Source organism: Caldifermentibacillus hisashii (assembly GCF_039654145.1).
Lineage (GTDB): Bacteria > Bacillota > Bacilli > Bacillales > Caldibacillaceae > Caldifermentibacillus > Caldifermentibacillus hisashii.
Window position 1 is genome coordinate 3813982 of the sequence record NZ_CP155467.1, and the last position, 25835, is coordinate 3839816.

The 25835-nt window shown below is 38.1% G+C and carries 24 protein-coding genes; 12 read left to right on the forward strand and 12 right to left on the reverse strand.

What is annotated here, in order from left to right; all coding sequences use genetic code 11:
• Positions 1-111: 111 nt before the first annotated feature.
• From NSQ14_RS18210 to NSQ14_RS18225, 4 genes are read right to left on the reverse strand one after another with little or no spacing between them, the layout of a single operon-like run.
• Complete coding sequence (locus tag NSQ14_RS18210) at positions 112-1113, reverse strand: FecCD family ABC transporter permease (protein WP_041845917.1); 1002 nt, start codon at positions 1111-1113, stop codon at positions 112-114.
• Positions 1103-2110: a FecCD family ABC transporter permease gene (locus NSQ14_RS18215; RefSeq protein ID WP_251245770.1), complete on the reverse strand. Its 1008-nt coding sequence runs from the start codon at positions 2108-2110 to the stop codon at positions 1103-1105. Before NSQ14_RS18215 ends, NSQ14_RS18210 begins: the two co-directional genes overlap by 11 nt.
• A 19-nt stretch (positions 2111-2129) precedes the next feature.
• Entirely contained in the window at positions 2130-3041 is a 912-nt protein-coding gene (locus NSQ14_RS18220; protein ID WP_251245771.1) for an iron-hydroxamate ABC transporter substrate-binding protein, read from the reverse strand.
• The gene (locus tag NSQ14_RS18225; protein ID WP_095142675.1) at positions 2992-3837 is read right to left on the reverse strand and encodes an ABC transporter ATP-binding protein; all 846 of its coding nucleotides are present in this window, start codon (positions 3835-3837) and stop codon (positions 2992-2994) included. The genes NSQ14_RS18220 and NSQ14_RS18225 overlap by 50 nt, the downstream gene beginning before the upstream one ends.
• Before the next feature lie 350 nt (positions 3838-4187).
• Here NSQ14_RS18225 and NSQ14_RS18230 point away from each other — a divergent pair, with 350 nt between their 5' ends.
• Entirely contained in the window at positions 4188-5234 is a 1047-nt protein-coding gene (locus NSQ14_RS18230) for an NAD(P)/FAD-dependent oxidoreductase (protein WP_041848088.1), read from the forward strand.
• Between the two features lie 130 nt (positions 5235-5364).
• The gene (locus tag NSQ14_RS18235; protein ID WP_034773373.1) at positions 5365-6243 is read left to right on the forward strand and encodes a fumarylacetoacetate hydrolase family protein; all 879 of its coding nucleotides are present in this window, start codon (positions 5365-5367) and stop codon (positions 6241-6243) included.
• Between the two features lie 86 nt (positions 6244-6329).
• Here NSQ14_RS18235 and NSQ14_RS18240 read toward each other — a convergent pair whose 3' ends face one another.
• The gene (locus NSQ14_RS18240; protein WP_041845913.1) at positions 6330-7385 is read right to left on the reverse strand and encodes a M42 family metallopeptidase; all 1056 of its coding nucleotides are present in this window, start codon (positions 7383-7385) and stop codon (positions 6330-6332) included.
• 213 nt (positions 7386-7598) lie between these two features.
• On the opposite strand from NSQ14_RS18240, the gene NSQ14_RS18245 reads away from it, so the two are divergent.
• Positions 7599-7814 (forward strand): hypothetical protein, encoded by a 216-nt coding sequence (locus NSQ14_RS18245; RefSeq protein ID WP_034773377.1) that lies wholly within the window; start codon positions 7599-7601, stop codon positions 7812-7814.
• Positions 7815-7904: 90 nt separating this feature from the next.
• Here the strand turns inward: NSQ14_RS18245 and NSQ14_RS18250 are convergent, their stop codons facing one another.
• Genes NSQ14_RS18250 through NSQ14_RS18265 form a run of 4 tightly spaced genes read right to left on the reverse strand, consistent with a single transcriptional unit; the run spans position 7905 to position 10169 of the window.
• Positions 7905-8672: a CPBP family intramembrane glutamic endopeptidase gene (locus NSQ14_RS18250; protein ID WP_034773379.1), complete on the reverse strand. Its 768-nt coding sequence runs from the start codon at positions 8670-8672 to the stop codon at positions 7905-7907.
• Between the two features lie 15 nt (positions 8673-8687).
• Positions 8688-9284, reverse strand: coding sequence for a DUF1648 domain-containing protein (locus NSQ14_RS18255; RefSeq protein ID WP_052480317.1), 597 nt, complete (start codon positions 9282-9284; stop codon positions 8688-8690).
• A complete protein-coding gene (locus tag NSQ14_RS18260) occupies positions 9269-9778 on the reverse strand; it encodes a hypothetical protein (RefSeq protein WP_346216677.1) in 510 nt (169 codons plus the stop codon). The genes NSQ14_RS18255 and NSQ14_RS18260 overlap by 16 nt, the downstream gene beginning before the upstream one ends.
• A complete protein-coding gene (locus NSQ14_RS18265; protein ID WP_341289048.1) occupies positions 9765-10169 on the reverse strand; it encodes a GntR family transcriptional regulator in 405 nt (134 codons plus the stop codon). The genes NSQ14_RS18260 and NSQ14_RS18265 overlap by 14 nt, the downstream gene beginning before the upstream one ends.
• Before the next feature lie 479 nt (positions 10170-10648).
• Here NSQ14_RS18265 and NSQ14_RS18270 point away from each other — a divergent pair, with 479 nt between their 5' ends.
• From NSQ14_RS18270 to NSQ14_RS18285, 4 genes are all read left to right on the forward strand, one after another.
• Positions 10649-11305, forward strand: coding sequence for a LytTR family DNA-binding domain-containing protein (locus NSQ14_RS18270; RefSeq protein ID WP_034773466.1), 657 nt, complete (start codon positions 10649-10651; stop codon positions 11303-11305).
• A gap of 139 nt (positions 11306-11444) precedes the next feature.
• The gene (locus NSQ14_RS18275) at positions 11445-12959 is read left to right on the forward strand and encodes an acetyl-CoA hydrolase/transferase family protein (RefSeq protein WP_342020859.1); all 1515 of its coding nucleotides are present in this window, start codon (positions 11445-11447) and stop codon (positions 12957-12959) included.
• Between the two features lie 480 nt (positions 12960-13439).
• A complete protein-coding gene (locus tag NSQ14_RS18280; RefSeq protein ID WP_034773391.1) occupies positions 13440-13625 on the forward strand; it encodes an SE1832 family protein in 186 nt (61 codons plus the stop codon).
• Between the two features lie 96 nt (positions 13626-13721).
• The gene (locus tag NSQ14_RS18285) at positions 13722-14966 is read left to right on the forward strand and encodes an MFS transporter (RefSeq protein WP_346216678.1); all 1245 of its coding nucleotides are present in this window, start codon (positions 13722-13724) and stop codon (positions 14964-14966) included.
• 464 nt (positions 14967-15430) lie between these two features.
• On the opposite strand, the gene NSQ14_RS18290 is transcribed toward NSQ14_RS18285, so the two are convergent.
• Both NSQ14_RS18290 and NSQ14_RS18295 read right to left on the reverse strand, forming a co-directional pair.
• The gene (locus tag NSQ14_RS18290; protein WP_034773395.1) at positions 15431-17095 is read right to left on the reverse strand and encodes a peptide ABC transporter substrate-binding protein; all 1665 of its coding nucleotides are present in this window, start codon (positions 17093-17095) and stop codon (positions 15431-15433) included.
• Positions 17096-17546: 451 nt separating this feature from the next.
• On the reverse strand, positions 17547-18878 hold the full coding sequence (locus tag NSQ14_RS18295) for a hemolysin family protein (RefSeq protein WP_162835731.1): 1332 nt from the start codon (positions 18876-18878) through the stop codon (positions 17547-17549).
• A gap of 241 nt (positions 18879-19119) precedes the next feature.
• On the opposite strand from NSQ14_RS18295, the gene NSQ14_RS18300 reads away from it, so the two are divergent.
• The 5 genes from NSQ14_RS18300 to NSQ14_RS18320 all read left to right on the forward strand — a co-directional run bounded on the left by NSQ14_RS18300 (position 19120) and on the right by NSQ14_RS18320 (position 24131).
• Entirely contained in the window at positions 19120-19545 is a 426-nt protein-coding gene (locus tag NSQ14_RS18300) for a universal stress protein (RefSeq protein WP_034773398.1), read from the forward strand.
• Between the two features lie 97 nt (positions 19546-19642).
• Positions 19643-19828, forward strand: coding sequence for a hypothetical protein (locus NSQ14_RS18305; RefSeq protein ID WP_034773400.1), 186 nt, complete (start codon positions 19643-19645; stop codon positions 19826-19828).
• Between the two features lie 34 nt (positions 19829-19862).
• On the forward strand, positions 19863-21569 hold the full coding sequence (locus NSQ14_RS18310; protein ID WP_051989209.1) for a DUF6044 family protein: 1707 nt from the start codon (positions 19863-19865) through the stop codon (positions 21567-21569).
• Between the two features lies 1 nt (position 21570).
• Positions 21571-22578 (forward strand): glycosyltransferase family 2 protein, encoded by a 1008-nt coding sequence (locus tag NSQ14_RS18315; RefSeq protein WP_034773402.1) that lies wholly within the window; start codon positions 21571-21573, stop codon positions 22576-22578.
• A 161-nt stretch (positions 22579-22739) separates the two neighbouring features.
• On the forward strand, positions 22740-24131 hold the full coding sequence (locus NSQ14_RS18320; protein WP_251242126.1) for an L-cystine transporter: 1392 nt from the start codon (positions 22740-22742) through the stop codon (positions 24129-24131).
• A gap of 125 nt (positions 24132-24256) precedes the next feature.
• Here the strand turns inward: NSQ14_RS18320 and NSQ14_RS18325 are convergent, their stop codons facing one another.
• Positions 24257-25786, reverse strand: a complete 1530-nt coding sequence (locus NSQ14_RS18325; RefSeq protein WP_346216679.1) for an acyl-CoA carboxylase subunit beta — start codon at positions 25784-25786, stop codon at positions 24257-24259.
• Positions 25787-25835 lie beyond the last annotated feature (49 nt).

Sequence of the window (25835 nt, forward strand, 5' to 3'; positions counted from 1 at the left end):
GACCTTTCATTGCCTATTTTAAACGTTGCAGTATAAAAGTATAAACCGGAAGATCGATGAACCACTTCTTCCGGTTTTTTTATTTTTCATCAAAATACAGCTTAATTCTTCTTATTTTCTCAGTAAGTATAAAAAGTAAGGGGCGCCAATGATCGCTACAACTATACCGGTTGGAACGGCTGCTGAGCTAAAGATAATTTGTGCAAGAATATCAGCCAACACAAGCAGAATCGCTCCAATAAAAGGTGTAATTACTAAAAATGATTGATGTTTCGGCCCGACTAGCCTTTTGGCAAAATGGGGGCCCATTAAACCGATAAAACCAATCCTACCGGTAACGGATACGGCCGCAGCTGCCAAAGCAACTGCCACAACTAATAAAATTGACCGCTCCTTGTTTATATTCACACCTAAACCGATTGCAGTCGGTTCAGATAAAGTTAATAGATTCAACACATTAGCCTTAAAATAAATAATGGGAATACAAATCATGAGCCACGGGAATAGAGCAACAATAAACGGCCAATCGGTTCCCCAAATACTACCAGCCAACCATTCGGATATAAAAGCCACATCCTGTCTTTCCGCAGAAGAAATCATAAGAATCATGAGTCCCGACAAAGCGGAAGCAAAACCGACTCCGATTAAAACTAATTTAACCGGCTGAATGCCTTTTCCCTTTTCAAAAGAAAAAAAGTAAATACAGATGGCTGTAAGTAATCCACCGATAAATGCAATGACAGGCAGGACATAGGCAAAGTGCTGGATTTTACTTCCGGCGAATAAGTAGAAAACGGTGATTCCCACTCCTGCCCCCGAATTGATCCCGATGATTCCCGGATCGGCCAAGTCATTCCTTGTTACGCTTTGTAGCACTGCCCCCGCCATCGCTAATGCTGCACCGGCAAGAGTCAATATTAGTATTCTCGGCAAGCGAATTGAAAATAAAATAAATTCTTCCTTAAACGTCCCTTGACCGAAAAGCACAGGGATCAACCTGTCGATGGATAAAGTGGAAGCACCGAAAGATAAACCTACCACAAACAGAACCAGATAAATACCCATACTAAGGAACAGCCATTTTCTTGAAGTTCGTAAATTCTCATGCGACAAAGGCTTTTCCCCCTTTGCGTACGAGAATTAAGAAAAATGGTAATCCAATAACGGATACAATAGATACTACCGGCGTTTCAAATGGCGCATTCATGATTCTTCCGGTAAAATCAGCCAACACCATGAAGGAACCGCCAAAGCTCATACACATCGGAATCACATAACGATAGTCGGTTCCTACAAATGCCCGTACCATATGGGGAATCATAAGCCCAACAAAGGCAAGATTTCCGACCAATGCCACACTTGCCCCGGCCAGTAAAACAACAACAAACATGAGTATCCATTTCACCAGGGCAATATTTTGACCTAAGCCGATAGCAACATCTTCATTTAAACTAAGAATAGTCAATTGCCGACTCATTATCATCGCTAAAATAAGTCCAATTACAATGAATGGGACAACACCGATTAAGGCCTGCCATGTTGTTCCGATTAATCCCCCGGACGTCCACATGGAAACGTCTTTTGATATATTAAAGAGGATTCCGACTCCATCTGCAATCGCTTGTAAAAAAGCTGTTACTGCAGCCCCGGCCAAAACAAGTTTCATTGGAGATAATCCCCCTTTTACAGTAGCACTTATACCATAAACAAGGATCATCCCTATCCCGGCTCCGATAAAACAGGATACAATAATCACATAATATGAAGCTGCCGGTGCAAAGACAAGTGTTCCGGCAAGAGCTGCATTTGCCCCGGCGGTAACACCCAACAGCCCGGGATCGGCTAACGGATTACGGGTTACACCTTGCATAACGGCACCGGCTACAGCGAGAGCACTCCCAACAAAAAAGGCCGCAATTACCCTGGGAAAGCGTAGTTCCAGCAAAACTGACCGGTATTGGCCACCTTTCTGTTGAAAAATTGCTTCAAATACATCTTTTAATGTTGTATCCGCAGCTCCATACCAAATGGCAAACAACATGATAATCAATAAAAACAAAATGGAGACTGGTAATTGCATATAAAAAGGGACTTTTCGAATCACTTTCATTAGTCTTTCACCATATCACTTAATGACTTCCTAAAAAGGCTTTTTCAAAAAAGTCTAATTGATAATCTAACGATAATGCATCATTAAAATAAAAAGTAGCTGCATCAGCAGTATACACATGACCGTTTTTCACTGCTTCGATTTCGTTATACCAGTCTGCTTTTAAAAAAGTTGTATCTTTCTCTTTTGTTAAATTTAATATGAGATAATCACCGACATAATCACCCAGCACTTCTTGGGAAATCGCATAGTAGCCCGGTTTAAGCGCTACTTCTTTTACCTTTTCAGGCATTTTCAGGCCCATTTCTTGATAAAGGATTTCTGTTCCGCGAGCCCAGTTGTCACCAAATAAATAAAATTGTTTTTCATCGTTTTCAACAACCGTAACGGTCGCATCTTCACCAATTTTTTCTTTTATTTTCTTACCGATTTGGGCTGCACGTTCTTTAAAATCATTCACCCACTCAGTTGCTTCTTTTTCTTTATTAACGACCTTGCCGATTTCAATATGCTGTTGCAAGTAATCTTTTCTTCCATATGTAAATAATACGGTTGGAGCAATTTCTTGCAGTTTGTCTGCGTTCTCGATATTGTTTAAGCCAATAATTAAATCCGGTTCAAGTTCAATAATTTTCTCCAAATCTTCATTGGAAACAACCTCGGCATTTTTTAAACCTTCTTTAAAGTTTGGGTTCCCTTTTGACCAAGAATCAACACCGACAATATTGACGCCTAGTTGAATTAAGTCCCCGGCATAACTGGATAAAACAACGACCCGCTTTGGATTTGCCGGTACTTCTACCGGACCTGTTTCTGATTCATAAACGATAGTATCTTTCTTTTCTGTTTTATCGGCATTTTGTTTACTTTCCTCATTACTGTTACATGCTGCCAACAAGAGTACGAGCAAAATCATCAGCCATTTCTTCATCTCTTTCCTCTCCCTTTATCAAATCATATGTGATACAAATTGGTTTTTTCGTTCGTGGATCATTGCCAATTACTGCATCAATATTGAATACTTTTCGTAGAAGTGCCGGGGTCATGATTTGTTCCGGCGTTCCATGTCCTGCCAGTTGCCCTTTTGTTAAAGCGATGATTTCATGGGAGAAGCGCGATGCCTGGTTCACATCATGGAGTACCATAACAATCGTCCTGCCTTCATCTTTGTTTAATCTTTCCAGAAGCTCCAAAACTTCTAATTGATGGGCCATATCAAGATACGTTGTCGGTTCATCAAGGAAAATCATTTCCGTTCCCTGTGCTAACGCCATGGCAATCCAAACCCGTTGCCTTTGACCGCCTGATAAGGAGTCGACAGGTTCATCGCAAAATTCAGTTAACCGCGTTACTTCTAACGCCCACTCAATCATTTCTTTATCTTTTTTTGACAAACTTCCAAGTCCTTTTTGATAAGGAAAACGACCATAAGAAACTAATTCTTGCACGAGCAGCCCTTGAGCACTTTCCGGATTTTGCGGCAAGATGGCAAGTTTCTTAGCTAATGCTTTCGTGTTCATTTTTGCAATACTTTTTCCATCAATAATGACATTACCGCCTTGGTAAGGTATCACCCGCGTAATCGCCTTTAACAAAGTTGATTTTCCGCAACCATTGGCTCCAATAATGGTCGTAATCTTGCCCTCTGCAATTTGTAAACTCATCTCTCGGACAATTGTTTGCTTTTCATATCCTACTCTTAACCCCTCAATTTGTACCTTCATCATCACCCCTCGCTTTCATTCACATTAAAAAAAATTAAATTTATAATTGAAAATGATTATCATTATCATATATTATATATATTAGAAACAGTTAAACTCTTTGTCAACAGAAATTTTGGAAGCTTAATATTAATTGTATGTAATTTTATGAAAGATTAAAACGTCAGCTTTGTTGCTATGAGATACAGAGGATGGTTTTTATCAAACTTGTGGGTTTTCTTAAGGTGGGACAAATTAGTTGCAAATCGTTGAAAACCTCTTTACCGAGAAATGCGACAATTTTTAAGAATAGATCCTAAATAATCAAGTAATTCATATGCTTTTTACATAAATAAAAGAACAGGGGGATTGGCATGACGGAAATGTTTGATGTAACGATAATTGGCGGTGGACCTGCCGGCTTGTATTCGGCCTTTTATAGCGGATTACGGGGGATGAAAACAAAATTAATTGAATCTCAACGAAAGCTTGGCGGGAAAGTTTTACTTTATCCGGAAAAAATGATTTGGGATGTTGGGGGACAGCCACCTGTACCAGGTCATACTTTCGTGAAACAATTGGTAGTCCAAGCTCTCACGTTTGAACCAACTGTTTGTCTGGACACAAAAGTGGAATATGTTGAAAAAACTGCAGACAAACACTTCCTCATTACAACAAATCATGGAGAAATACACGAGACGAAATCGATTATTTTGGCTGTCGGTGGCGGGGTTATTCATCCAAAACGGTTAGATTGTCCCGGGGCAGAGAAGTTTGAAGGGGAAACTTTGCATTACACTGTGCCATCATTAAAACTCTTTTATCAAAAAACAGTGGTTGTCTCCGGCGGGGGAAATGGGGCTATTGACTGGGCGGTTGAACTGTTAGATATTGCCAAACATGTAATCGTAGTCTATAGACAAGAGGATTTTCCCGCACATGAAGCCCAAGTTGAACTGTTGCGAAAAAGGAATGCCACCATTTTACTGAATTCAACAATTGAGACATTGATTCCCCATGACCATCAAAATAAAATAAAACAAGTTGTTGTTAAAAATGTGGTATCCGAGGAAACAAATGCAATTGACACCGATCATCTGATTGTCAGTCACGGCTTTGACCGGGAAGATTCGCTGCAATTTGCAAGTTCTATTCAATTACGAAAGAAGGATGAATATTTTTATGAAGCTTCTCCCACTTGTTCCACGTCCGAACCGGGAATTTTTGCCGCAGGAGATATTATTAACTATGACGGGAAAGTTTATTTACTCGTCGGCGCTTTCCAAGATGCCGTCAATGCAGTGAATAGTGCAAAACAATATATTGACCCGCTCGCTGAAAAAATCGCAATGGTGTCATCCCATAATGAAAAGTTCCGAGAAAAAAATAAACAATTACTTGAAACCGAGTTGAAATTGTAAAATATATAGAAGAAGGGCCGGGATCAGGTCCCTAGCCCTTCTTCTAAACCTTTAAATTAGGAAGCATAATAATGTAAAATAAGTGTGCTAATCATTATTCTATCATTCATCAAAAGGGTGAGGTCAAATTATGAAACTATTACAATTCTTCAAAGAAAGTAAAGTACGTTTAGGTGTGGCGACAGAATTAGGGATTTTAGACGTTATTGAGGCGGAGAAAAAATATAATGTATCCGTACCGGGCAGTCTTCAAGAATTACTTTCAGCTGAAGATGGTATGAAAACAGTGGAAACGGTAACGAGTCGTGCATTAGAGGGGAAAACGACCGAATTATTCCTTTCTAAAGAAGAAATTCACTATGCACCGGTCGTGACGAATCCGGAAAAAATTGTCTGTGTCGGCTTAAATTATATTGACCATGCAAAAGAATCAAAGATGGACATCCCAACCTCACCAGTGATCTTTAGTAAATTTAACAACGCATTGTCTGCGCATTTAGATTACATCCCTATTCCTGAGGGAGCAAAGCAAATAGACTATGAGGCAGAACTCGTTGTAGTTATCGGTAAGGAAGCAAAAAATGTATCTAAAGAGGAAGCGCTGTCTTATGTATTTGGCTACACGATTGGAAATGATGTCTCCGCTCGCGACTTACAATTTCGAACAGGGCAATGGTTATTGGGAAAAAGTCCGGACGGCTTTGCCCCTGTTGGTCCATTTGTCGTGACAAGTGATGAAATGGATCCATACAATCTCAATATTGAATGTCGTATTAATGGAGAGATCCGCCAAAAAGCAAAGACAAGAGATATGATTTTTGATTGTGCAACATTAGTAAGTTATCTTTCAACATATATGACATTGAAACCGGGTGATCTTATTTTTACCGGAACTCCGGATGGTGTCATTCTTGGATATGCGAAAGATCAGCAAGTATGGCTGAAACCAGGAGATGAAATGGTTGTATCCATTGAGAAATTAGGGGAATTAAAAAATGTCTTAAAGTAAACTTTCATCGTGGGGGTTTCTTATTCCCCCACGGATGTATTTTTGCCACAGAATAGCGAATATCGCAAGCACCTCGATAAAAAATTTTATCCTGTTATATTTTCCGATAATAAATACGCATACACAAGTTTTTCTGTATTTTGTATCGATGAAATATGGGTTCGTTCAAAGGCATGAGAAGAATCAATACCCGGACCAATTAAACCATGAACAATATCAAACCCGCTCCGGATAGCGGCTGATGCATCGGAACCGTAATACGGGTAAATATCTAACTGATAATCAATTTGATGTTGTTTCGCCAGTTCAACAAGATGTTTCCGTAATTTCATATTGTATGGTCCACTCGCATCTTTCACACAGATGGAAACCGTATATTCATCTGTCGACTGTCCGTCACCCATGGCACCCATATCAACCGCCAAGTATTCCACTGTTTCCGGTGTAATATTGGAGTTGCCGCCATAGCCGATTTCTTCGTTATTTGAAATCAAGAAATGGGTCGTATACGGCAACTTGATTTGATTTTTCACTATGTATTCAATTGTCTTCATTAAAATTGCGACACTTGCTTTATCATCTAAGTGACGGGATTTAATATAGCCGGATTCCGTTATTTGAACCCGCGGATCGAATGAAACAAAGTCACCCACTTCAATACCAAGCGCCCGAACTTCATCGGCATTGGTCACTTTTTCATCGATGCGAACTTCTATATTTTGCTGATTACGCTCTGCTGTTTTCGCTTCTTTATAAACATGAACAGATTGTTGATGCATTAAAATCGTCCCGGTATAAATTTTTCCGGAAGCTGTTTCAATTTCGCAATATTCCCCTTCAATCGAATTCCACGCAAAGCCGCCGATCAAGTCTAAGCGAAGTCGGCCATTGCTTTTAATTTCCTTTACCATCGCACCTAATGTATCGACATGGGCGGTTAACATACGGTGCTTCGTGTTATTTTTCCCTTTTAACGTCGCAATAAGACCGCCTTTCCGATTCCTGCATGTATCAACCCCTAAATTTTTGAAAAAGTCTTCCACAAATTCGATTACTTTCTCTGTATTACCGGACGGGCTCGGGATGGAGACAAGCTTTTGAATCAGTTCCATGGTTTCTTTACTGTTTGGTTCATAGGACATAACAAAGACTTCCTTTCATTTCTGGCTTATAATTATATCTTGAGTTTCGCACCTGATAAAGTCAATAAATATCCCTGCAGAACAAATAAAATCCTAAAAACAGTTGTAGATAATCAAACAAAATATTATGATAAAAGAAAAAAGTTGTGTGGTATTGTTTTAAAAATATTCATTTAATAGAATATGTAAAAAATAATTTAGGGGGGCATTTTCATGAGAAAAGAATCGGCATTTACTTTAGCGATTATAGGTTATATTGTACCAATTGCTTTTTGTATATATATTCTTTTTAATGAAAAATTGTTAATTCCAAAAGGCTATGAGTTATCAGTGGACGGTGTAGTAATTTCGAGGACATTGTTCTTGATATTTTTATTATACCTTTTGTCGAAACTTGGTGTGTTTATTTATAAAGGGGTAGAAAAATAATTTAGCATCTTAAAAGTAGGCGTACATTAGGTTTATTATGTTCTATATAAAAATACCCTTGATTGATTTCGCAACCAAGGGCAGATTCTTTTATAAAAATATAGATAAAACAAGAGTTATCACATTCATCGCCACGTGGGTCATCATATGGGCAATCATTGCTGTTTCCAAATTGTCCTTCCAGTATAGCCAACCAAAAACAATACCGCCTAATCCATTAAGCACAAGCATACGAATCCAAACAATAGGTGTCATGTCGGTAACCGCAGCAGTGGCACCATAGTGACCGAGGGCAAATACCAATGCACTGATAACGATGGCGATAATATAAACACCATTACTCGGCTGATGCTTAGCTCTTTGAAACACCTTCCACAAAAGGAAAGTGACCAAACTCATAAAACCAAACCGCATTAACAATTCCTCGACGACACCACCATATAGAATGGCTGATATGAACGGTACAAATGAAGGCGGTTGTATCGGTCCCGTAAAAACGTCCGGTAAAAAAGGACGGAGCAAAAGGTCAAACCCGATAAATATCACACCCAGTAATCCACCACTAACCAATGCAGGTTTCCATGCTATTTTTGAATGGACATGACGATGAAGAACGATGGAAACAAAACTTACTTTATCGGCAATAAAATAACCAATGATTAAGGCAATCAATAATAATATGAACGGATTTAATAATGCTATGATAGCTAACGTTTCTACCGGCATCTCCGGATCAACCGGTAATTTATCCATTTGTGTTTCGATTGTTGCTTTCTGTACAGGATAAATAGTTAAAATGGCCACAATCCCAATGAACAAATAACCAAATAGCCCATATAGCCGTTTTGATTTTTCCATTTTTCCACTCCCCTTTTACGATGCAAACACTGCAATAAGAATCGGAATAAGAAGAATTAAAATTAGAAAGATCCATGAAGTTGGTCGGGCAAAATTATTTGTCCAGCCGCTCCCAAACCGCTTTTCGACCCAAACAGCCGGATCATCCGGATTAAAGTAAAAGACACCAAGCTTCCAATATCGGTCATCATCGCGGTTCATTATCTCCCCGGTTTTACGATTCGTTACGTTTACGCGGCTGCCTCCTTGCCCCGTCACAATTGACAATACACCTGCACCAATGACAATCACGCCAACAACAACCATCGTAATTATAAAGGAAATGAACGGATCAATTGGATAAACAAAGGAAACTTGCGGCAAGGTGAATAACAAAACCATCATCGTACCGCTAATGATGATAAATAATGACCAACGCCGGCGAAAAATAATATTTTGTTTAATCGATTCTTCCGGATTGGCCGGGTCCATTTGTTGTTTGCTGCGGGCAATGATAATATTGATAAAAACAAATAACCCGAGCATAAACAGTTGAATGAACGGAAACAGAAGGACTGTCCGATATGATTTGTCCGCCCAATCGGTAACCACGCCATCTAATGTATAATGCATAGGTAGTTTTCGGGCATCCGATCATAATTCCAAAACGTCCAAAGAAGACTAAAAACTGTAATGATGAACGGTAGTAAAAACCAACCGTTTGAATAGGTTAATTTTTTATTATAAAACGAAAGATCAACGGCAACGACTTCTTTTTTCTTACTCTTCCAGTTTTCTTTTTCCTTCAATTGCTTCATTTTTTTATGAAATTGAAAATAAATAATGAAAGCCACTAAAATATAAACAAATATTCCCACCGTGTATAAAATGGTCCATAAATAATCTGTTGTAAAACCAGCAGCAATGCCAAGAATCACGAGAATAAGAACACCTGCTAATCCGGATTGAAATGCATATTTTTTTCGGTATTCGGCAATGGTCGGATGTTGGTACACGTCTGATGGAATTGTGATACCGAAGCTCTCTGTTTTTCTTGTAATATAAGGTGTGATTGCTGTAATTAGGACGAGCGGTAAAAAAATCAGCAACATACTAATGTAAATCATCATGTTCTCCTCCTTTTTGGATTTCTTCATAAACTTCTTGGATAAGCTTCATAAGTTCTTCCTTGTTCATCCCCCGACAAACTGACTCACTGATGACAGGTCTCAAGTTTTCCCGTACATTTGCCAAGTAATTCTCATCAACAGAGGGCATTCCGTCGGGATTAATGACAACCCCTTTTTGCCGATGAATTTGAATAAAGCCGTCTTGTTTTAAAAGTTGGTACGCCTTGTTAACGGTATGCATATTCACGCCAAGATCTTGGGCAAATGTACGAACTGACGGCAACGGATCACCCGGTCTCAGCTGTTTCGAGGCAATCCCTTCTATTATTTTGTTCCTCAGCTGGATATAGATAGGTGATTCTGATTGTAAATCTAATGAGATAATCACCATTTTCACTTCCTCTGTTTTACTTGTTTTACCTGTTATATTAATTATAGAACAGTTATATAAAAAATACAATAAATTTTTTAGTGCAAAAACGAAAAGGAGCCGGCACAAAATCGAAACAGTAGGTAAGGTTTTCCCGCTTATTCTTTCCTGCTCCATATTGTTTTAAAGCGCTAAAATTCTTTCATGCGCTGAATAGCTTATTAATGTAATTTTTTTCTGCGGTATTGTATAATATAGTGGACTTCCTAGTCTATTTCTTATTTTCTAATTTCTTACCATATGTTTTAGAGAACCACACCTATAAATCAGGCAAAGGGGCATTTTATTTGTCATGTAAGGAGGTCACTGAAAAACTTACACAATATGATCGTAGGGGAAATGTAGTTTAGGTTTTTTAACAAGTTGGCTTATGGATTTGCGCTTTTCAGTGGGTACTTTCCAGCATGGTTTTAAAAAATTTTAAATTAATGGGGGAAATGAACGTGAATCAAATTTCAACAACACATTTGTTGGATACGTTTTCGGAAGTTTTTCCGGAAGATACCTCGATTGCCATTGCCGATTCGCGTACTTTTATTTATTATAAGCCGAGTCCTGTCATTGATTTGCAAATTAAACCGGGGGATCAAGTAAAGCAAGGCAGTGCGACGTATAAGGCATTTTCTTTAAGAAGAAGTATATTTTCATATATTGATAGCAGCGTATTTGGCGTTTCATACTTTGGATTGTCGGTGCCCATTTTTAATAACGGAAAACCGGTAAATTGTGTTACTGCCATTTTTCCGATGCGGAAAAATTATTCATTACCTGCATTTTTTACCGTGAAAAATGAGGATTGCTGGTATCCGGTTGCCGTATCCGATATTCTTTATTTAGAGGCGGAAAATCGAAAAGCAAAAATTGTCACAGAACAGATTCAAGGGTACCATAAGTTTAACCTTTCAGAAATTGAATATTTATTACCAAGTGAATATTTCATTCGATGCCATCGGTCTTTTATTGTGAATGTGCGGGCTATCGCAGAAATTCAACCGGATTTTCATTCAACGTTTTTACTCATTATGAATAACGGAGATCGCATTCCTGTCAGCCAATCTTATGCCAGTTACTTCCGAAAACAATTTATGTTCTAGAGATAGAGAAAGCACTTTCACCTTTCCACGCCAAATAATACTGTTTTAATAATGAATATAGTTGTTTTATTCAAGTGATAAGGAAAAACCCCTCTCATCCAAATAAAATATATTCAAACTATGCAAAGAGGGGATACAAATGGAGAAAGGTTATCGTGCGGTTCCTGAGTTTCTCCAAGATCGGGTTGTTTCTGCGGAAGAAGCGGCTACTTGGATTGAAAACGGGATGACTTTGGGGTTAAGTGGGTTTACTCGTGCCGGTGATGCTAAAGCGGTTCCACACGCCTTGGTTGAAAGAGCTAAACAGGAGCCGCTTAAAGTAAACGTTTACACCGGTGCTTCATTGGGTTCTGATGTTGATACATTGATGGCGGAAAACGGAATGATTTTAAAAAGATTGCCGTTCCAAGCCGATAAAATGATGCGAACCAAGATTAATCAAGGGGAATTATTGTTTGTTGACCAACATTTATCTCATACAGCCGAACTGATACGGTCTGATGTTTTACCAAAAGTCGATTATGCAATTATTGAAGCCGTCGCGATTACCGGTGACGGGATGATTATACCGACAACATCGGTTGGTAACTCAACGATTTTTGCAGAAAAAGCAGATCATGTGATTGTTGAGTTAAATGAAACCGCACCCAAGGAATTAATTGGTGTCCATGACATATACAGTGTCGGAAAACAGGGGGAAAGATTGCCAATTCCGTTGACAAAAGCAACTGACCGAATTGGTTCGATCGGCATACGGGTGGATTTGTCCAAAATTAAGGGGATTGTGGTAACAAAGCTTGCTGACTCCCCATCTACCATTGTTCCGCCTGATGAAGAAACAAAAATCATGGCCAATCACTTATTAACATTTTTACGGAAAGAAATTGAAGCAGGACGTTTGACAAAAAAATTGGCGCCGCTTCAATCAGGCATCGGTTCGGTAGCTAACGCGGTTCTGCACGGCATGTTAGATTCAGAATTCACAGATCTTGAAGTTTACTCGGAAGTATTACAGGACGCTGTATTTGACTTGATCGATGCGGGCAAGGTTACATTTGCCTCAGCTTGTTCCATTACATTATCTGAAGAAAAGGGCAAAAAGGTTTTTCAAAATTTTGATAAATACCGAGATAAATTGATATTACGCCCACAGGAAATTTCTAATCATCCGGAAATTATTCGCAGACTCGGGCTCATTTCTGTTAATACGGCTCTGGAAGTCGATATTTATGGGAATGTCAATTCAACCCATGTATCGGGTTCAAAAATGATGAACGGGATTGGCGGTTCCGGAGACTTTGCCCGTAATGCAAGACTGGCTATTTTTGTCACCAAGTCGATTGCAAAAGGTGGAAACATATCCAGTATTGTTCCGTTTGTTTCTCATGTAGACCATACGGAACATGATGTTGATGTCATCATTACCGAACAAGGTTATGCTGACTTGCGTGGGCTGGCACCGACTGAACGGGCACCGCTTATTATTGAGAATTGTGCGCATCCAATGTATAAACAACAGTTACTTGATTATTATCATGAGGCACTGGCTAATGGTGGTCAAACACCGCATATTTTGGAAAAAGCCTTCTCATGGCATGTCAATCTTGCAAAAACCGGAACCATGTTGGAAAAGATGCCACAGGAACAATATTAGGAAAGACACCTAAAATTATTAAATGTAGGCATGATTCCTATTACAGTACAAAATACCTAGCTAAACCTTCCTTCAACCTCTCATCCATATTGAAGGAAGGTTTTTTTATACGTTCAGAAATTATAATTTCCTACTTGATGCGGTGAATTTTATATTTTAAGCATACGTATGTTCTAAAAACATTCTTTTTTTACTTCAAGGATCATCAAAAATAAAATGTGGACATTTAAAGGTTTTTAATAGCAATGGCAGAAAAAGAATAATGGTATAATATACGAAAAGTAAAGGACGTACAGGGGTGATGGTATGGACTTTGTTCGAGTGTATGAATTGAAAAAGAAATTGGATGAACATGGACCACTTGACCAGAAGCAAATTTTTTACAGCTCTGCTCTCGCCTAAAAGTTCGTCCCTCGAAATTTTTTATAAATTTTGATCGTTGTGTTATTATGGTTTTCAAATGGTGAAAGGTGGATGGCAATGAATAGAAACGAAATAGAAAGAAGAATTGAAGAATTGAAAAGTGATTATATCCGTATTCAAGGGGATATGGAAAAACTGGAGTCGCTCGGCAAAAACGGCAATGTCGCCTATTCGGAAAAACTGCTTGAAGAAATTGAATTAGAATTAAAGCAGCTAAGGGAGATGCTAAATTCAGCAGGATAGAAAAACAAATAGTAAATGACACAAAAAGAAAATATACTGCGTTCCCCTCGTTAATGAGCGGGCTAAATCACTTCTATAATAGATTAAGGTGAGCCAATGAAAAAGTTATCCTTAAACAAGATTCTGGATAATAGTAACTTATTAATAAGCAGTATTGGCGTTTCATCAATTGGTGATACAGTATTTAATATCACTATCATGTGGTTTATTTATCAAGAAACTCAATCAGCCATAAGTACATCAATCATTGGTGTGCTTTGGCATTTAACATCTATCTTTATTAGTCCATTTGCAGGGACTTTCGTGGATCGCCATACTCCAAATAGGGTATTGTTATGGTCTTATTTCGCATCGGGACTAATATGTATATTATTCGTTCTTGGTTATATAATTCTTGAATATAGGGATTTCGTTATATATAGTTCCGTTTTCCTGTTAAATTCTATCAACACATTTATTATGCCAGCCAAGAATCGAACTTTAGGAAAAATAGTTCAAAAAGAAAAAATACCACAGGTCAATGGTTTAATCGTTTCAGTAAACCAAATATCTGATATTATTGGAAATTCAATAAGTGGTTTGCTAATTGGAATATTGGGGTTTGCTGGAAGTATTTTATTTGATTCAATCACATTTTTTATTGCTTCCCTGCTCATCAGTCATTTAAAAATAAAAAGATTAGATAAAGATCAAAATATAACAGGCTTTGTAGAAACTAATCAATATAAAGGGAACTATAAAAAAGATTTAATTGATGGTATCAAATTTATTTTACGACATAGAACAATGGGTAAACTTGTTCTATTAGTATTACTTATAAATATATCTTCTTTAGTAGGTCCATTATATATTATACTTGTTAATGAACAATTTAAAGGGGGACCTACCGAGTATGGAATATTACAAATATTCGGTGCCCTGGGAAGCATAATAGGAGGATTATCCATAAAATATTTTAATAAACTAATTTCCCTTGGAAAAGGTCTTTTTGTTTCTTGGATAATAGCAGGAATCTTAATGGCGTTTCTCTCCGTAACTTCATTAATGATTGTAGGTTATATAATATTCTTTTTTTACTGTTTCTTTTTAGTATTGGGTAATATCATCTTCTCATCACTAAAGATAGTTCTGGTTGAGGACAAGTACAGAGGAAGAATAGAAGGTGTTACTTACAGTTTATCCTCTATATTAATTCCTTTGTCCACATTATTAGGAGGAATCCTAGCTGAATATACTAATGTTTCAATTGTTTTTACATTTTCTGGACTATGGATCGTATTCGTTGGAATTATTTTCTTTTTTGATAAAGAGCTTAAACAACTAAAACATTTTAAAAATTAAATTTTTTAAACCCATCAAATAAAATGAGATAGGGCTCTCCTTTTGAAAAGTTTTGAGTCTTAGTCTCTTTTTTATATTTTTAACATTTTATAAGATAGTATAAACTTTCAAATAGGGTATGAAAAAATTATATATTAAATTAGGGAATTCTACAGTTCACCACGCAAATTCAACAACTACCCCCCGTTATTCAACGGTGACTCCTCGTAATTCAACAGTAAATAGAAAAAATTCTACAGTAAACCGGCATGAATTCATCAGTAAAATTGGAAAATTCTACAATACACCCATCTTATTCAACAGTAAAATCAGGTAATTCAACAGTACACCCCGCGGATTCAACAGCAACCTCCCGTTATTCAACAGCAAGAGCCCATTATTAAAACTCCAGACCCGATTTTGCCGCAGTGCCGGGCACAAAAAAGGTTTCTAAGCACATGGCTTAGAAACCTTTTTTCACAATTTTATTCGGCTACATCTGCCCATTTGTATTCATATGTGGCACCAAATGGATTGATGAAAACGCCTTTTACTCGCGGTGAAATTAATTGTGCTCTTGAAGCTTGATAGATTGGTGCAATTGCTGCATCTTCAAATAGAATTTTTTCAGCTTCCAAGAAATTTTGATAGCGGGCATCATTGTCAGTTGCCAGCGTTGTTACGGTCGCTTTAACCAGTTCATCATATTTTGGATTTGAATAACCCATCCAGTTATTACCGCTATCTGTTGTCCATAAATTCATATATGTGTACGGATCAAGGAAGTCCGGACCCCATCTGGAAACTTGCATTTGATAATCCATATTTGTATCTAAATCAAGCCGTTGTTCTTTCGGTACTTGCTTAATTTTAACCGTTAAGCCTTCCAAATTTGTTTCTAGCTGATTGGCAATATATTCCACCATAATTTTTGTTGTTGCATCATCATCTGCCAACAATTCTAATTCCACTTTGTCTGTTCCGAGTTCCTCTAAACCTTTTGCCCAGAATTGTTTTGCGGCATCCAAATCATATTTCATCAAGTCGCCGCTCACTTCCCGGAAATCTTTACCGGAATCCGGCATTGGTGTGAAGTCTTTTGGAACAAGTCCGTTAGCAACAATGGATCCATTGTTAAGGATTTCTTCAACCAGCGCTTTTTTATCAAATGCTCTGCTGATTGCTGCACGAATATTTGTATTGGCTAAGGCTTCACTTTTTGTTTGGTTGAACTTAATAAAATAGACAAATGTATCCGGCGTTACTGTATAGTCATCATTTGAAGTATATTGGTCAACGAGGTCGGATGTTAAGTCTACCCGGTCAACGGAATTTTCTTCATATAGATTTACTGCCGTTTGCGGATCTTTCACAACCTTGAATGTAAGTTTATCCATTTTTACAGTTTTCGCATCCCAATATTTATCATTTTTTACTAGATTCCATGAGTTGCTTGTGCTTTTCCAATCTTTAATTGTATATGGACCATTTGCCAGTAAAGTATCAGAGCTTGTTGCAAATTTATCGCCTTGTTCTTCAACAAATTTTTGATTTAGTGGCAAGAATGTTCCAAAAGTCGTTAATGATTCAAAATAAGGTGTCGGATTTTCTAATTCTACAATTAATGTATAATCGTCTTCTGCTCTTACACCTAACTGATCAGGCGCCATTTCTCCTTTACTGATTGCAGTCGCATTTTTGATAACCCCGTTCATCATATATGGACCATATTCAGAACCGGTCGCAGGATCAACGGCACGTCTCCAAGCGTATACGAAATCATTTGCTGTTACCGGATCTCCATTTTCCCAAACAGCATCATCTCGGAGTTTGAACGTCCAAGTTAAACCGTCCGGACTAACCTCATGATCAATGGCAATCCCGGGTACCGGTTTCGTGTCCTTATCCAAGCGGTATAAACCTTCCATTGTTGCTGCTAAATAAACAAATGAAGATTCATCCGTAGCAAGTGCCGGGTCCATAGATGGAATGGCTTCCGGATTGATGAAATTAAGAACTTTTTCGGACCCGCTATTTGATTTATTGTCTGCCGTTCCTTTTGTCTCTTCTGCCTTATCACCGGAACATGCCGCAAGAAAAGCAACCAACATACCGGCCAAAAATAGTAGAGACCATTTTTTGATTTTCATTATAGATCCCCCTTTTATCTCAATATAATATTGTTAAAACAACTGGGCCAAAATTAATCAAAACATATACAGTATTCAGATTTCCTAGTCTGTTATTAAGCTATATTAATATAATTTTGGCTGCAGGTTATGTTTAAATATTATAAACTATTATACTATTACTTGTAAACTGCTTTAACAATTAATTTATTTTATTATATTGGTTGTGAATTTAAATAATGTTATATTTATGAGGACTTGAAAATGATTTTTGAATTTTTTGTGAGCAACAATTTTTATGATTGTCATGCAAAATTATTCTTACATAACAAATAAACCCATTCCGCTTGTTTTGGAATGGGTTTTATCTCATTAAGAAGGGTTTAAATCGACCTAGTTAAATATTCAGTTTAGGCACAAGGGAATCCGAGTCACGAGTCCCTATAGACCCGAGCACCCAAGTTCCTTTTATTTAAAAATCGTCTTCTTCTTCATCTTCATCTTTCTCGACTCTGGTAACTAGTACTTTATCGACACGTACATGGTCCATATCGACAACTTCCAAAATTAAATCTTCAATTTCTACTGTATCTTTTATTTTTGGAATGTCCCCGAGGCTCATCGTTATAAACCCGCCGAGTGTATGGAAATTGTTACCGCCACGCAAACTTGGCTCGTCCTCCAAGTCAAAGTAGCGCCGAAATTGATCTATGGAAATTAACCCGTCCGCCAACCATGTATTTTCACTTCTTTGGACAATTTGCGGTTCTTCCTCATCTTCATTTTGCGGTAAGTCCCCGACAATATTTTCCATAAAATCATAAATGGTTACATAGCCTTCGATTCCGCCATATTCATCAATAACAATCGCTTCATGCTGACCAGATTTTTTCAACGCTTCTAATGCTTGGAAAACTTTCATCGGTTCAGGCAATACGATGGTATCTTTGATGCACTCTGACAGGTCGAACGGTTTATTTTCTGATAACTTGGCAAATACATCCTTTGTATGAATAATTCCAAGGAAATTATCCAAACTCCCCTTCCCCACAGGAAAGCGGGAATGATTACTTTCATTCATTCTCTTAATATTTTCTTCAAACGGTTTTTCAATATCAATCCATACAATTTGTGTCCGTGGTGTTAAAATATCGCCGAGCCGTTTATCACCCAAATAAAAAATCTGTTCAACCATATCCTGTTCGATTTCCTCAACTACACCGCTGTATACACCTTGTTCGATTAGTTGGGTAATTTCCTCCTCCGTAACATCCGGTTGGTTTTTCGGCTTTACCCCTAATACTTTTAATACAAATTCGGTAGATTTACTTAAGGTCCATATAAGCGGTTTGCCAATTTTCGCAAAATAATACATCGGTTTGGCAACAAGCAATGCCACCTTTTCCGGATTTGACATTCCTAATCTTTTTGGAACAAGTTCACCGATGATCAACGACAAATAGGTAGTTAACCCAATCACAAGGATAAAACTTAATTGATAACTATAAGGATGTAAAAATGCAACTTTATCCACATAAACAGATAATTGTTCTGCAATTGTTGCACCACCAAAAGCACCTGTAACGACGCCGATTAAGGTAATTCCGATTTGAATGGTCGACAGTAACTGATTCGGATTTTCGGCTAATTTTAAAGCATATTTCGCTTTCCTGTTTCCGTCCTCTTCCAGTTTCTCCAGTCTAGCTTTTCTTGATGTTACAATAGCAATCTCCGTCATGGAAAATATTCCATTAGCAAGGATTAATATAAGAATAATAATAATTGAAACCCACAGACTGTCCAAAAGTACAATCACTTCTCCTTTAGTCGATACTATATGTATAAATTTTAACCTATTCTTCAATATTTTATCATATTCATTTATTGTAATAAAACATTTTGCTACTGTGGAAATTTCGATGATTTTGTGAAATTTTAGAGAAATAAAAGGGTTTACAGCAGAATTTGTTGAATATTGTCAGTAGGGAGCAACTTTTTGCCCTTAATTTACTTGATGGGAGGGAGAAGGGCTAGTCCCCGACAAAATGAGTAAAAAAATAATTGTTCCGATTGATGATTCCATTCATTCACATCACGCGCTTCAATTTGCCTTAAAGATTGCCAAAGAAATGGATGGGGAAATTGTAATCGTAAATGTCCAACCAAATTTGTTTACTCCAAATATTCAACGGTTTATTGCAAAGGGGGAAATTCAACAATATCTTCAACAAATGGCTGACGAAATTTTGGAAAAGGCCTCCGAATTGATAAGTGAGGAAGATGTGCAAGTAGAGAAAATTGTTCGCATTGGCATTCCAAAAGTCGAAATCACCAAACTGGCAAAAGAACTAAATGCGCATCAGATTGTCATGGGCTCTCGCGGTATGGGGCCGGTAAAAAGCGCCGTCCTCGGCAGTGTGAGTATTGGTGTTTTGCAACTAACACCATGCCCGGTAACGATTGTGCCTTAGTTTTCCCTTAAAACGGCAAAATTCCTTTCGTTTCTTTAAGGTTTTATTCTGATTGTCCCTCCCCAATTTAGGGAGCTCTAAGGGGCAATCTTTTTTTATGGGCTTTGAAAAAATAAATTCAAAGTATAACGGCACAAGGAAAGCTTCCGAAAATGGGCCACAACAAGAAAATTTTTTTGGCGAACATCAAGAAGCGAAAAAAGGCTTTCTCACCCGTTCTACTCTTAAACCATATTTATCCTGTATAGGAAAAAGCCGGTTGGGAATAGTAAAAGGGGATTGATTTCACGAATACGCTTTTCAGGAAGGGATTTACAATGGATTTTAACTACGCCTTGGAAAAGAGAGGACTTTTCATCGCCTATCTTTGTATTTTTCTCTTTGTTGCTCCACTGTTTCTACTTGGTGAACATGCACACATTCGTGTTCATGATAATCTCGATTCCAATCTTGCTTGGTATAAAGTACTTGTAAACAGCGGGGAAATGTTTGGACCGGTTAATGCCGTTATTCCACAAGTGATTAACGGTTTGCCCCGCTACGCCTTTGGTTCAGAATGGAGCGGAATTGTCTGGCTCCACGCACTTTTTCCAACAATGACCGCCTATGCCCTTAGTCAAACAATCACCAGAGTTTTTGCCTTTCTCGGGATGTATTTGTTGCTCAAAGAATTTTTCATCAAATCAGACGACGGGCGCATGATTCGAATCGGTGTTTCCCTTGCTTTTGCCCTAACACCGTTTTGGCCATCCGGGATGTTATGTACATTGGGGCACCCGCTCGCTTTATGGGCTTTTTTAAAAATTCGCTCGGGTAAAGACACATGGAAAGAGTGGTTAACGCTTGGTTTACTCCCTTTTTACTCCGGCCTTGTGCTCGGTTTTTTCTTTTTTTTGGTTGCGGTAAGTTTTTTATGGTTATACGACTTATTCAAAACAAGACAAATAAACTGGCGATTTCTTGGTAGCATTGCTTTCATGGGTTCTGTTTTTCTTTTCGTTGAGTACCGACTTGTCTATTCAACAATTTTCAGTGAAGATATCAGTCATCGCGTCGAATTTATTTCTTCTCGTCATGATTTTTTTCGGTCTCTGCGATTGTCCTTAAAAAATTTTTTGCTTGGTCACACCCATGTAATGACCGTACATACAATCGTCATAATACCGATTCTGTTCATTGCACTTATCCTAATGATTTATCGAAAAGAGTGGCGTAAAGAAAAATTATTTATTTTTTTACTTGTACTAAACTATTTGCTTTCTCTTTGGTACGCTCTTTGGTTTAACAATTTATGGATTCCGTTGAAGCAAAGGTATGATATTTTCAACACGTTTAATTTTGCCCGATTTCATTTTTTGCGGCCATTGATCATTTATTTATCTTTTGCCATCGGGTGTTCATATTTATGGAAAATTGGTTTGCGGCGGCTTGTGAAGATAGCTGTAGTTGCACAAATTATTGTTCTCGTTCCTTTCAATGAAGAAATTCATTATCGTTTTATTCACCATACACCGACATTCGAGGAATTTTATGCCGAAAAGCTTTTTTCTGACATCGATCAATATATCGGTAAACCTAAATCTTCTTACCGTGTGGCCAGCATCGGACTCCATCCGGCGGTCGCTCAGTACAACGGCTTTTACACCCTTGATACATATAATAATTTTTACCCGCTTACATATAAATATCAGTTTAGAAAAATAATAAGATATGAACTGGAAAAAAATAAAACCTTACAACGCTATTTTGATGAGTGGGGCAGCCGGTGCTACATTTTTGTCGATGAACTAGGGAAAAAATTTGATTATAAGAAAAGCTCAAAAAAGCGGATTACAAATTTACACTTGGACACAGCGGTGTTTTATGAAATGGGCGGACGCTACCTTTTTTCAAGTGTTCCGATTGACAATGCTGCAGAAAATCATTTAGCTTTGGTAAAAAGTTTTGAGGACGATTTATCGTATTGGAAAATTTATTTATATGCCGTAACATTACCGGAAGAAACAGCTAAGGAGGACATCTAAAGTGGATAAACGGTTACCAATGCTGACAATCATCGTACCTTGTTTTAATGAAGAGGAAGTTTTGCCGGAAACAATTAAACAATTAACCGGATTAATGAATGAGCTATGTGAGGAAAAATTGATCGGAAAACATAGTCGAATTCTTTTTGTCGATGATGGCAGTACAGATCGGACCTGGATGATGATTGCCATGGAAAGTGTGCGGAACCAGTTTGTGACAGGGATTAAATTAGCCCGCAATGTCGGTCATCAAAAGGCGCTCTTGGCCGGTTATTTAAAAGCAAGGGAAAAATGTGATTGTGCCATTTCCATTGATGCCGATTTGCAAGATGATGTCGGTGTTATCAAAGAGTTTATGAAAAATTACCATGAAGGCTACGAAATTGTTTATGGTGTTCGGAAACGGCGGGACACAGATTCCTTTTTTAAACGAACAACCGCCCAAGGATTTTATCGCATGATGAAAAAGTTAGGTATTGACCTTGTTTATAACCATGCCGATTTCCGCTTATTAAGTAAACGTGCATTAGATGAGTTAGCCCGTTATCCGGAGAATAATCTCTTTTTAAGGGGGATTCTCCCTTTACTTGGTTTCCGATCCACAAAAGTATTTTACGACCGGAAAGAACGGCTGGCCGGGAAGACAAAATATCCTTTGAGAAAAATGATTTCCTTTGCTTTAGACGGACTTACTTCATTTAGTGTACGCCCCATCCGATTTATAACGATACTTGGAATCATCTTATTTTCTGTCAGTATACTTTTAGGCAGCTTTACTATTTTCAACCATGCTATATTTGGTTTGAACGGCACTGTCCTTTCCCTTTGGGTACTCGGTTCTCTTCAACTCATTGCCCTTGGAACTGTCGGTGAATATATTGGGAAAATTTTTATTGAAGTGAAAAACCGACCAAAGTATGCCGTTGAAATTGATTTATTTACGAAATCAATGGTGGAGCGACTGGATCGAAAAATGGATGAAAGCTATTTTTTAAAGTATAAAAGTTAATTGATAACCTTTTTGCCAAAAATGAAAAAATGCATCCCCGTCTTTGTTGTAATTTTTTATCTCTTACTTTACCAATCGGATTTAAGGTATTATAATATATGTACCTTAAAAAGGAAAAACTACTGATCATTTATTAATGAGTCAGTATAGAGGGGGCTATCATGGATACTTTACTTGTTATTATAAATATTATCGCTCTTTTTGCCTTAATTGCTCTTTTATTCACGATGCAAAAGAAGCATGTATCTTTTTCAAAACGTGTTTTTACCGGGCTTGGGCTTGGAATTGTTTTCGGATTTATTATTCACTTGCTTTACGGAACAACATCGAATATTACGACGCAAACAATTGACTGGTTTAATATTGTCGGATCCGGTTATGTAAAATTATTGCAAATGATCGTTATGCCGCTCGTTTTTATTTCTATTGTTGGGGCATTTACGAAAGTGCAATTGACGAAAAATCTTGGCAAAATCAGTTTCTTGGGTATTGGGATTTTACTCGTTACAACCGGGATTGCTGCAGCCATCGGGATTGCCTCAGCCCTCGGTTTCGGTTTACAAGGGACTGAACTGACTGCCGGAGAAGCTGAAAATGCACGGAATGAAGCTTTGACTGAAAATGTAAAAATGGTTCAAGATATGACCATTCCACAACAAATTCTTTCATTTATTCCGGCAAATCCTTTTGATGATTTGACTGGTTCACGACCGACATCAACAATCGCTGTCGTTATTTTTGCATCCTTTGTAGGAATTGCTTATTTAGGTGTAAGAAGAAAACAACCGGAGCCAGCTGAACTTTTCAGAAAAATTGTTGAAGCTTTATATGCCATTACCATGCGGATTGTCACATTAATTTTACGGTTAACACCATATGGCGTTTTGGCTTTAATGACAAAAATGACGGCTACAAGTGACTATGGGGCAATCGTAAAACTCGGTAAATTTGTCGTCGCTTCTTATGTTGCCATTATTGTCATGTTCCTTGTTCATTTATTATTGATTAGTCTGGTAAAATTAAGTCCGGTTACCTATATGAAAAAGGCGTTTCCGACTTTGACATTTGCCTTTACATCCCGCTCCAGTGCCGGGACTTTGCCATTGAACATAAAAACACAGACAGACAGTTTCGGTGTTTCTGAAGCTATTGCCAATTTCGTCGGACCGTTTAGTTTATCAATCGGGCAAAACGGGTGTGCTGGCATTTATCCGGCGATGCTTGCCATAATGGTTGCACCGACTGCAGGAATCGACCCGTTTGATCCGGCCTTCATTTTAACGGTCATTGCCGTTGTTGTCATTAGCTCTTTTGGTGTCGCCGGTGTCGGTGGCGGGGCAACATTTGCATCGTTAATTGTTTTATCTGTATTGAATCTTCCTATTGCGATTGTCGGTTTATTGATCTCGGTTGAACCGCTGATTGACATGGGGCGTACCGCTTTAAACGTAAGCGGCAGTATGACGTCCGGTATTTTGACAAGTAAAATAACCGGTGAATTAAATAAAGATATCTACAATGATAAAAGCCGCAATGACTTTGTAGAAGCTTAATATAGAAAGACCAGATCCGCTAAAATAGGGATCTGGTTTTTTCTTTTTACGAAAAATTTACCCGATAACCATATTTTGTACGGGACAAGTATGCTCTCGTTAACATGTTCTTTTGGATGTTATTATTAAACCGGACTAACTCCATGTTTTCGTTCCGTAAATACTTGATACTTCGACATATAAGCATGTAATCGTGATATTAACGCGGATCGCAATTCATTTGGTTCAATTACATCATCAACGACTAACTCGGAAGCAAGGCGATAAATATCAATTTCTTCACGATATTCTTCCCGTTTTTGATTAATGAATGCTGCTTGTTCTTCTTTTGGAAGTTGCGCGATTTTATTGGCATATACCGCATTGACCGCCGCTTCCGGACCCATTACCGCTATTTGCGCAGTTGTTAAGGCAATACAGCAATCGGGTTCAAAAGCGGGACCTGCCATGGCATATAACCCGGCACCATATGCTTTTCTAACAATAACCGTTAACTTTGGAACGGTTGCTTCACTCATGGCAAAAATCATTTTCGCACCATGGCGAATGATGCCTGCTTTTTCTACTTGTGTGCCAATCATAAATCCCGGTACATCTGCCAAAAAAATCAAGGGAATATTGAAAGCATCGCATAGGCTAATGAATTTTGCCGCTTTATCTGCTGAATCGTGGAACAAAACCCCGCCTTTTACACGCGGCTGGTTGGCAATGATGCCAACCGGCTGACCGTCCATACGTGCCAAACCGGTAATGACTTCAGGTGCAAATAGTTTCTTTATCTCACAGAAAGAGTCTTCATCAATCATACAGTCAATCAAATCGTACATATTAAATGGCGTGTTTTGATTTTTTGGTATCAGTTCATCTATACTTTTTTTAAAATTAGCCGGTGGTTTTGGCGCTTCTGCTTTTGGTTTTTCCCGATAGTTGTTTGGGAAGTAACGGATATAATTACGGGCATAACGAATGGCTTCTTCTTCGGTTTTCGCTAAGACGTCTCCACATCCGGATATTGTACAATGCATTTTTGCCCCGCCCATTGTCTCTAAATCTACTTTTTCTCCAATGACCATCTCCGCCATACGGGGGGAACCTAAGTACATGGAGGCATTGCCCTCTACCATAATCACTATATCGCAGAATGCCGGTATGTAGGCACCGCCCGCCGCGGATGGGCCGAATAAAATACAAATTTGCGGAATCTTTCCGGATAGTTTAACTTGATTATAAAAAATACGCCCTGCCCCGCGTCTGCCCGGAAACATTTCAATTTGATCGGTAATCCGGGCACCTGCTGAATCAACTAAATAAAACAACGGGCAATTTAGTTTGTCTGCTGTTTCTTGAATACGAATAATTTTTTCAACTGTTCTTTTCCCCCAGGAACCTGCTTTTACTGTTGAGTCATTAGCCATAACACAAACCGTGCGGCCGTGGATTTTACCAATTCCTGTTACTACGCCATCTGCAGGTAGGTCGCCTGCCAAACAATTTGCGTATAAACCGTCTTCAAATTCGATATTATCATCGAACAATAGTCTTAGTCGTTCCCGGACAAATAATTTTCCTTGTTCTTTATTTTTTTCGTGATACTTTGGATGACCGCCTTTTAAAATTTCCTCCTTTAAATTTTTTGTTGTGATAACGTCATTCATTTCGCTTCCCCCTTTGTCTGAAACTGCCTGCAAAATTAAACTTAATACA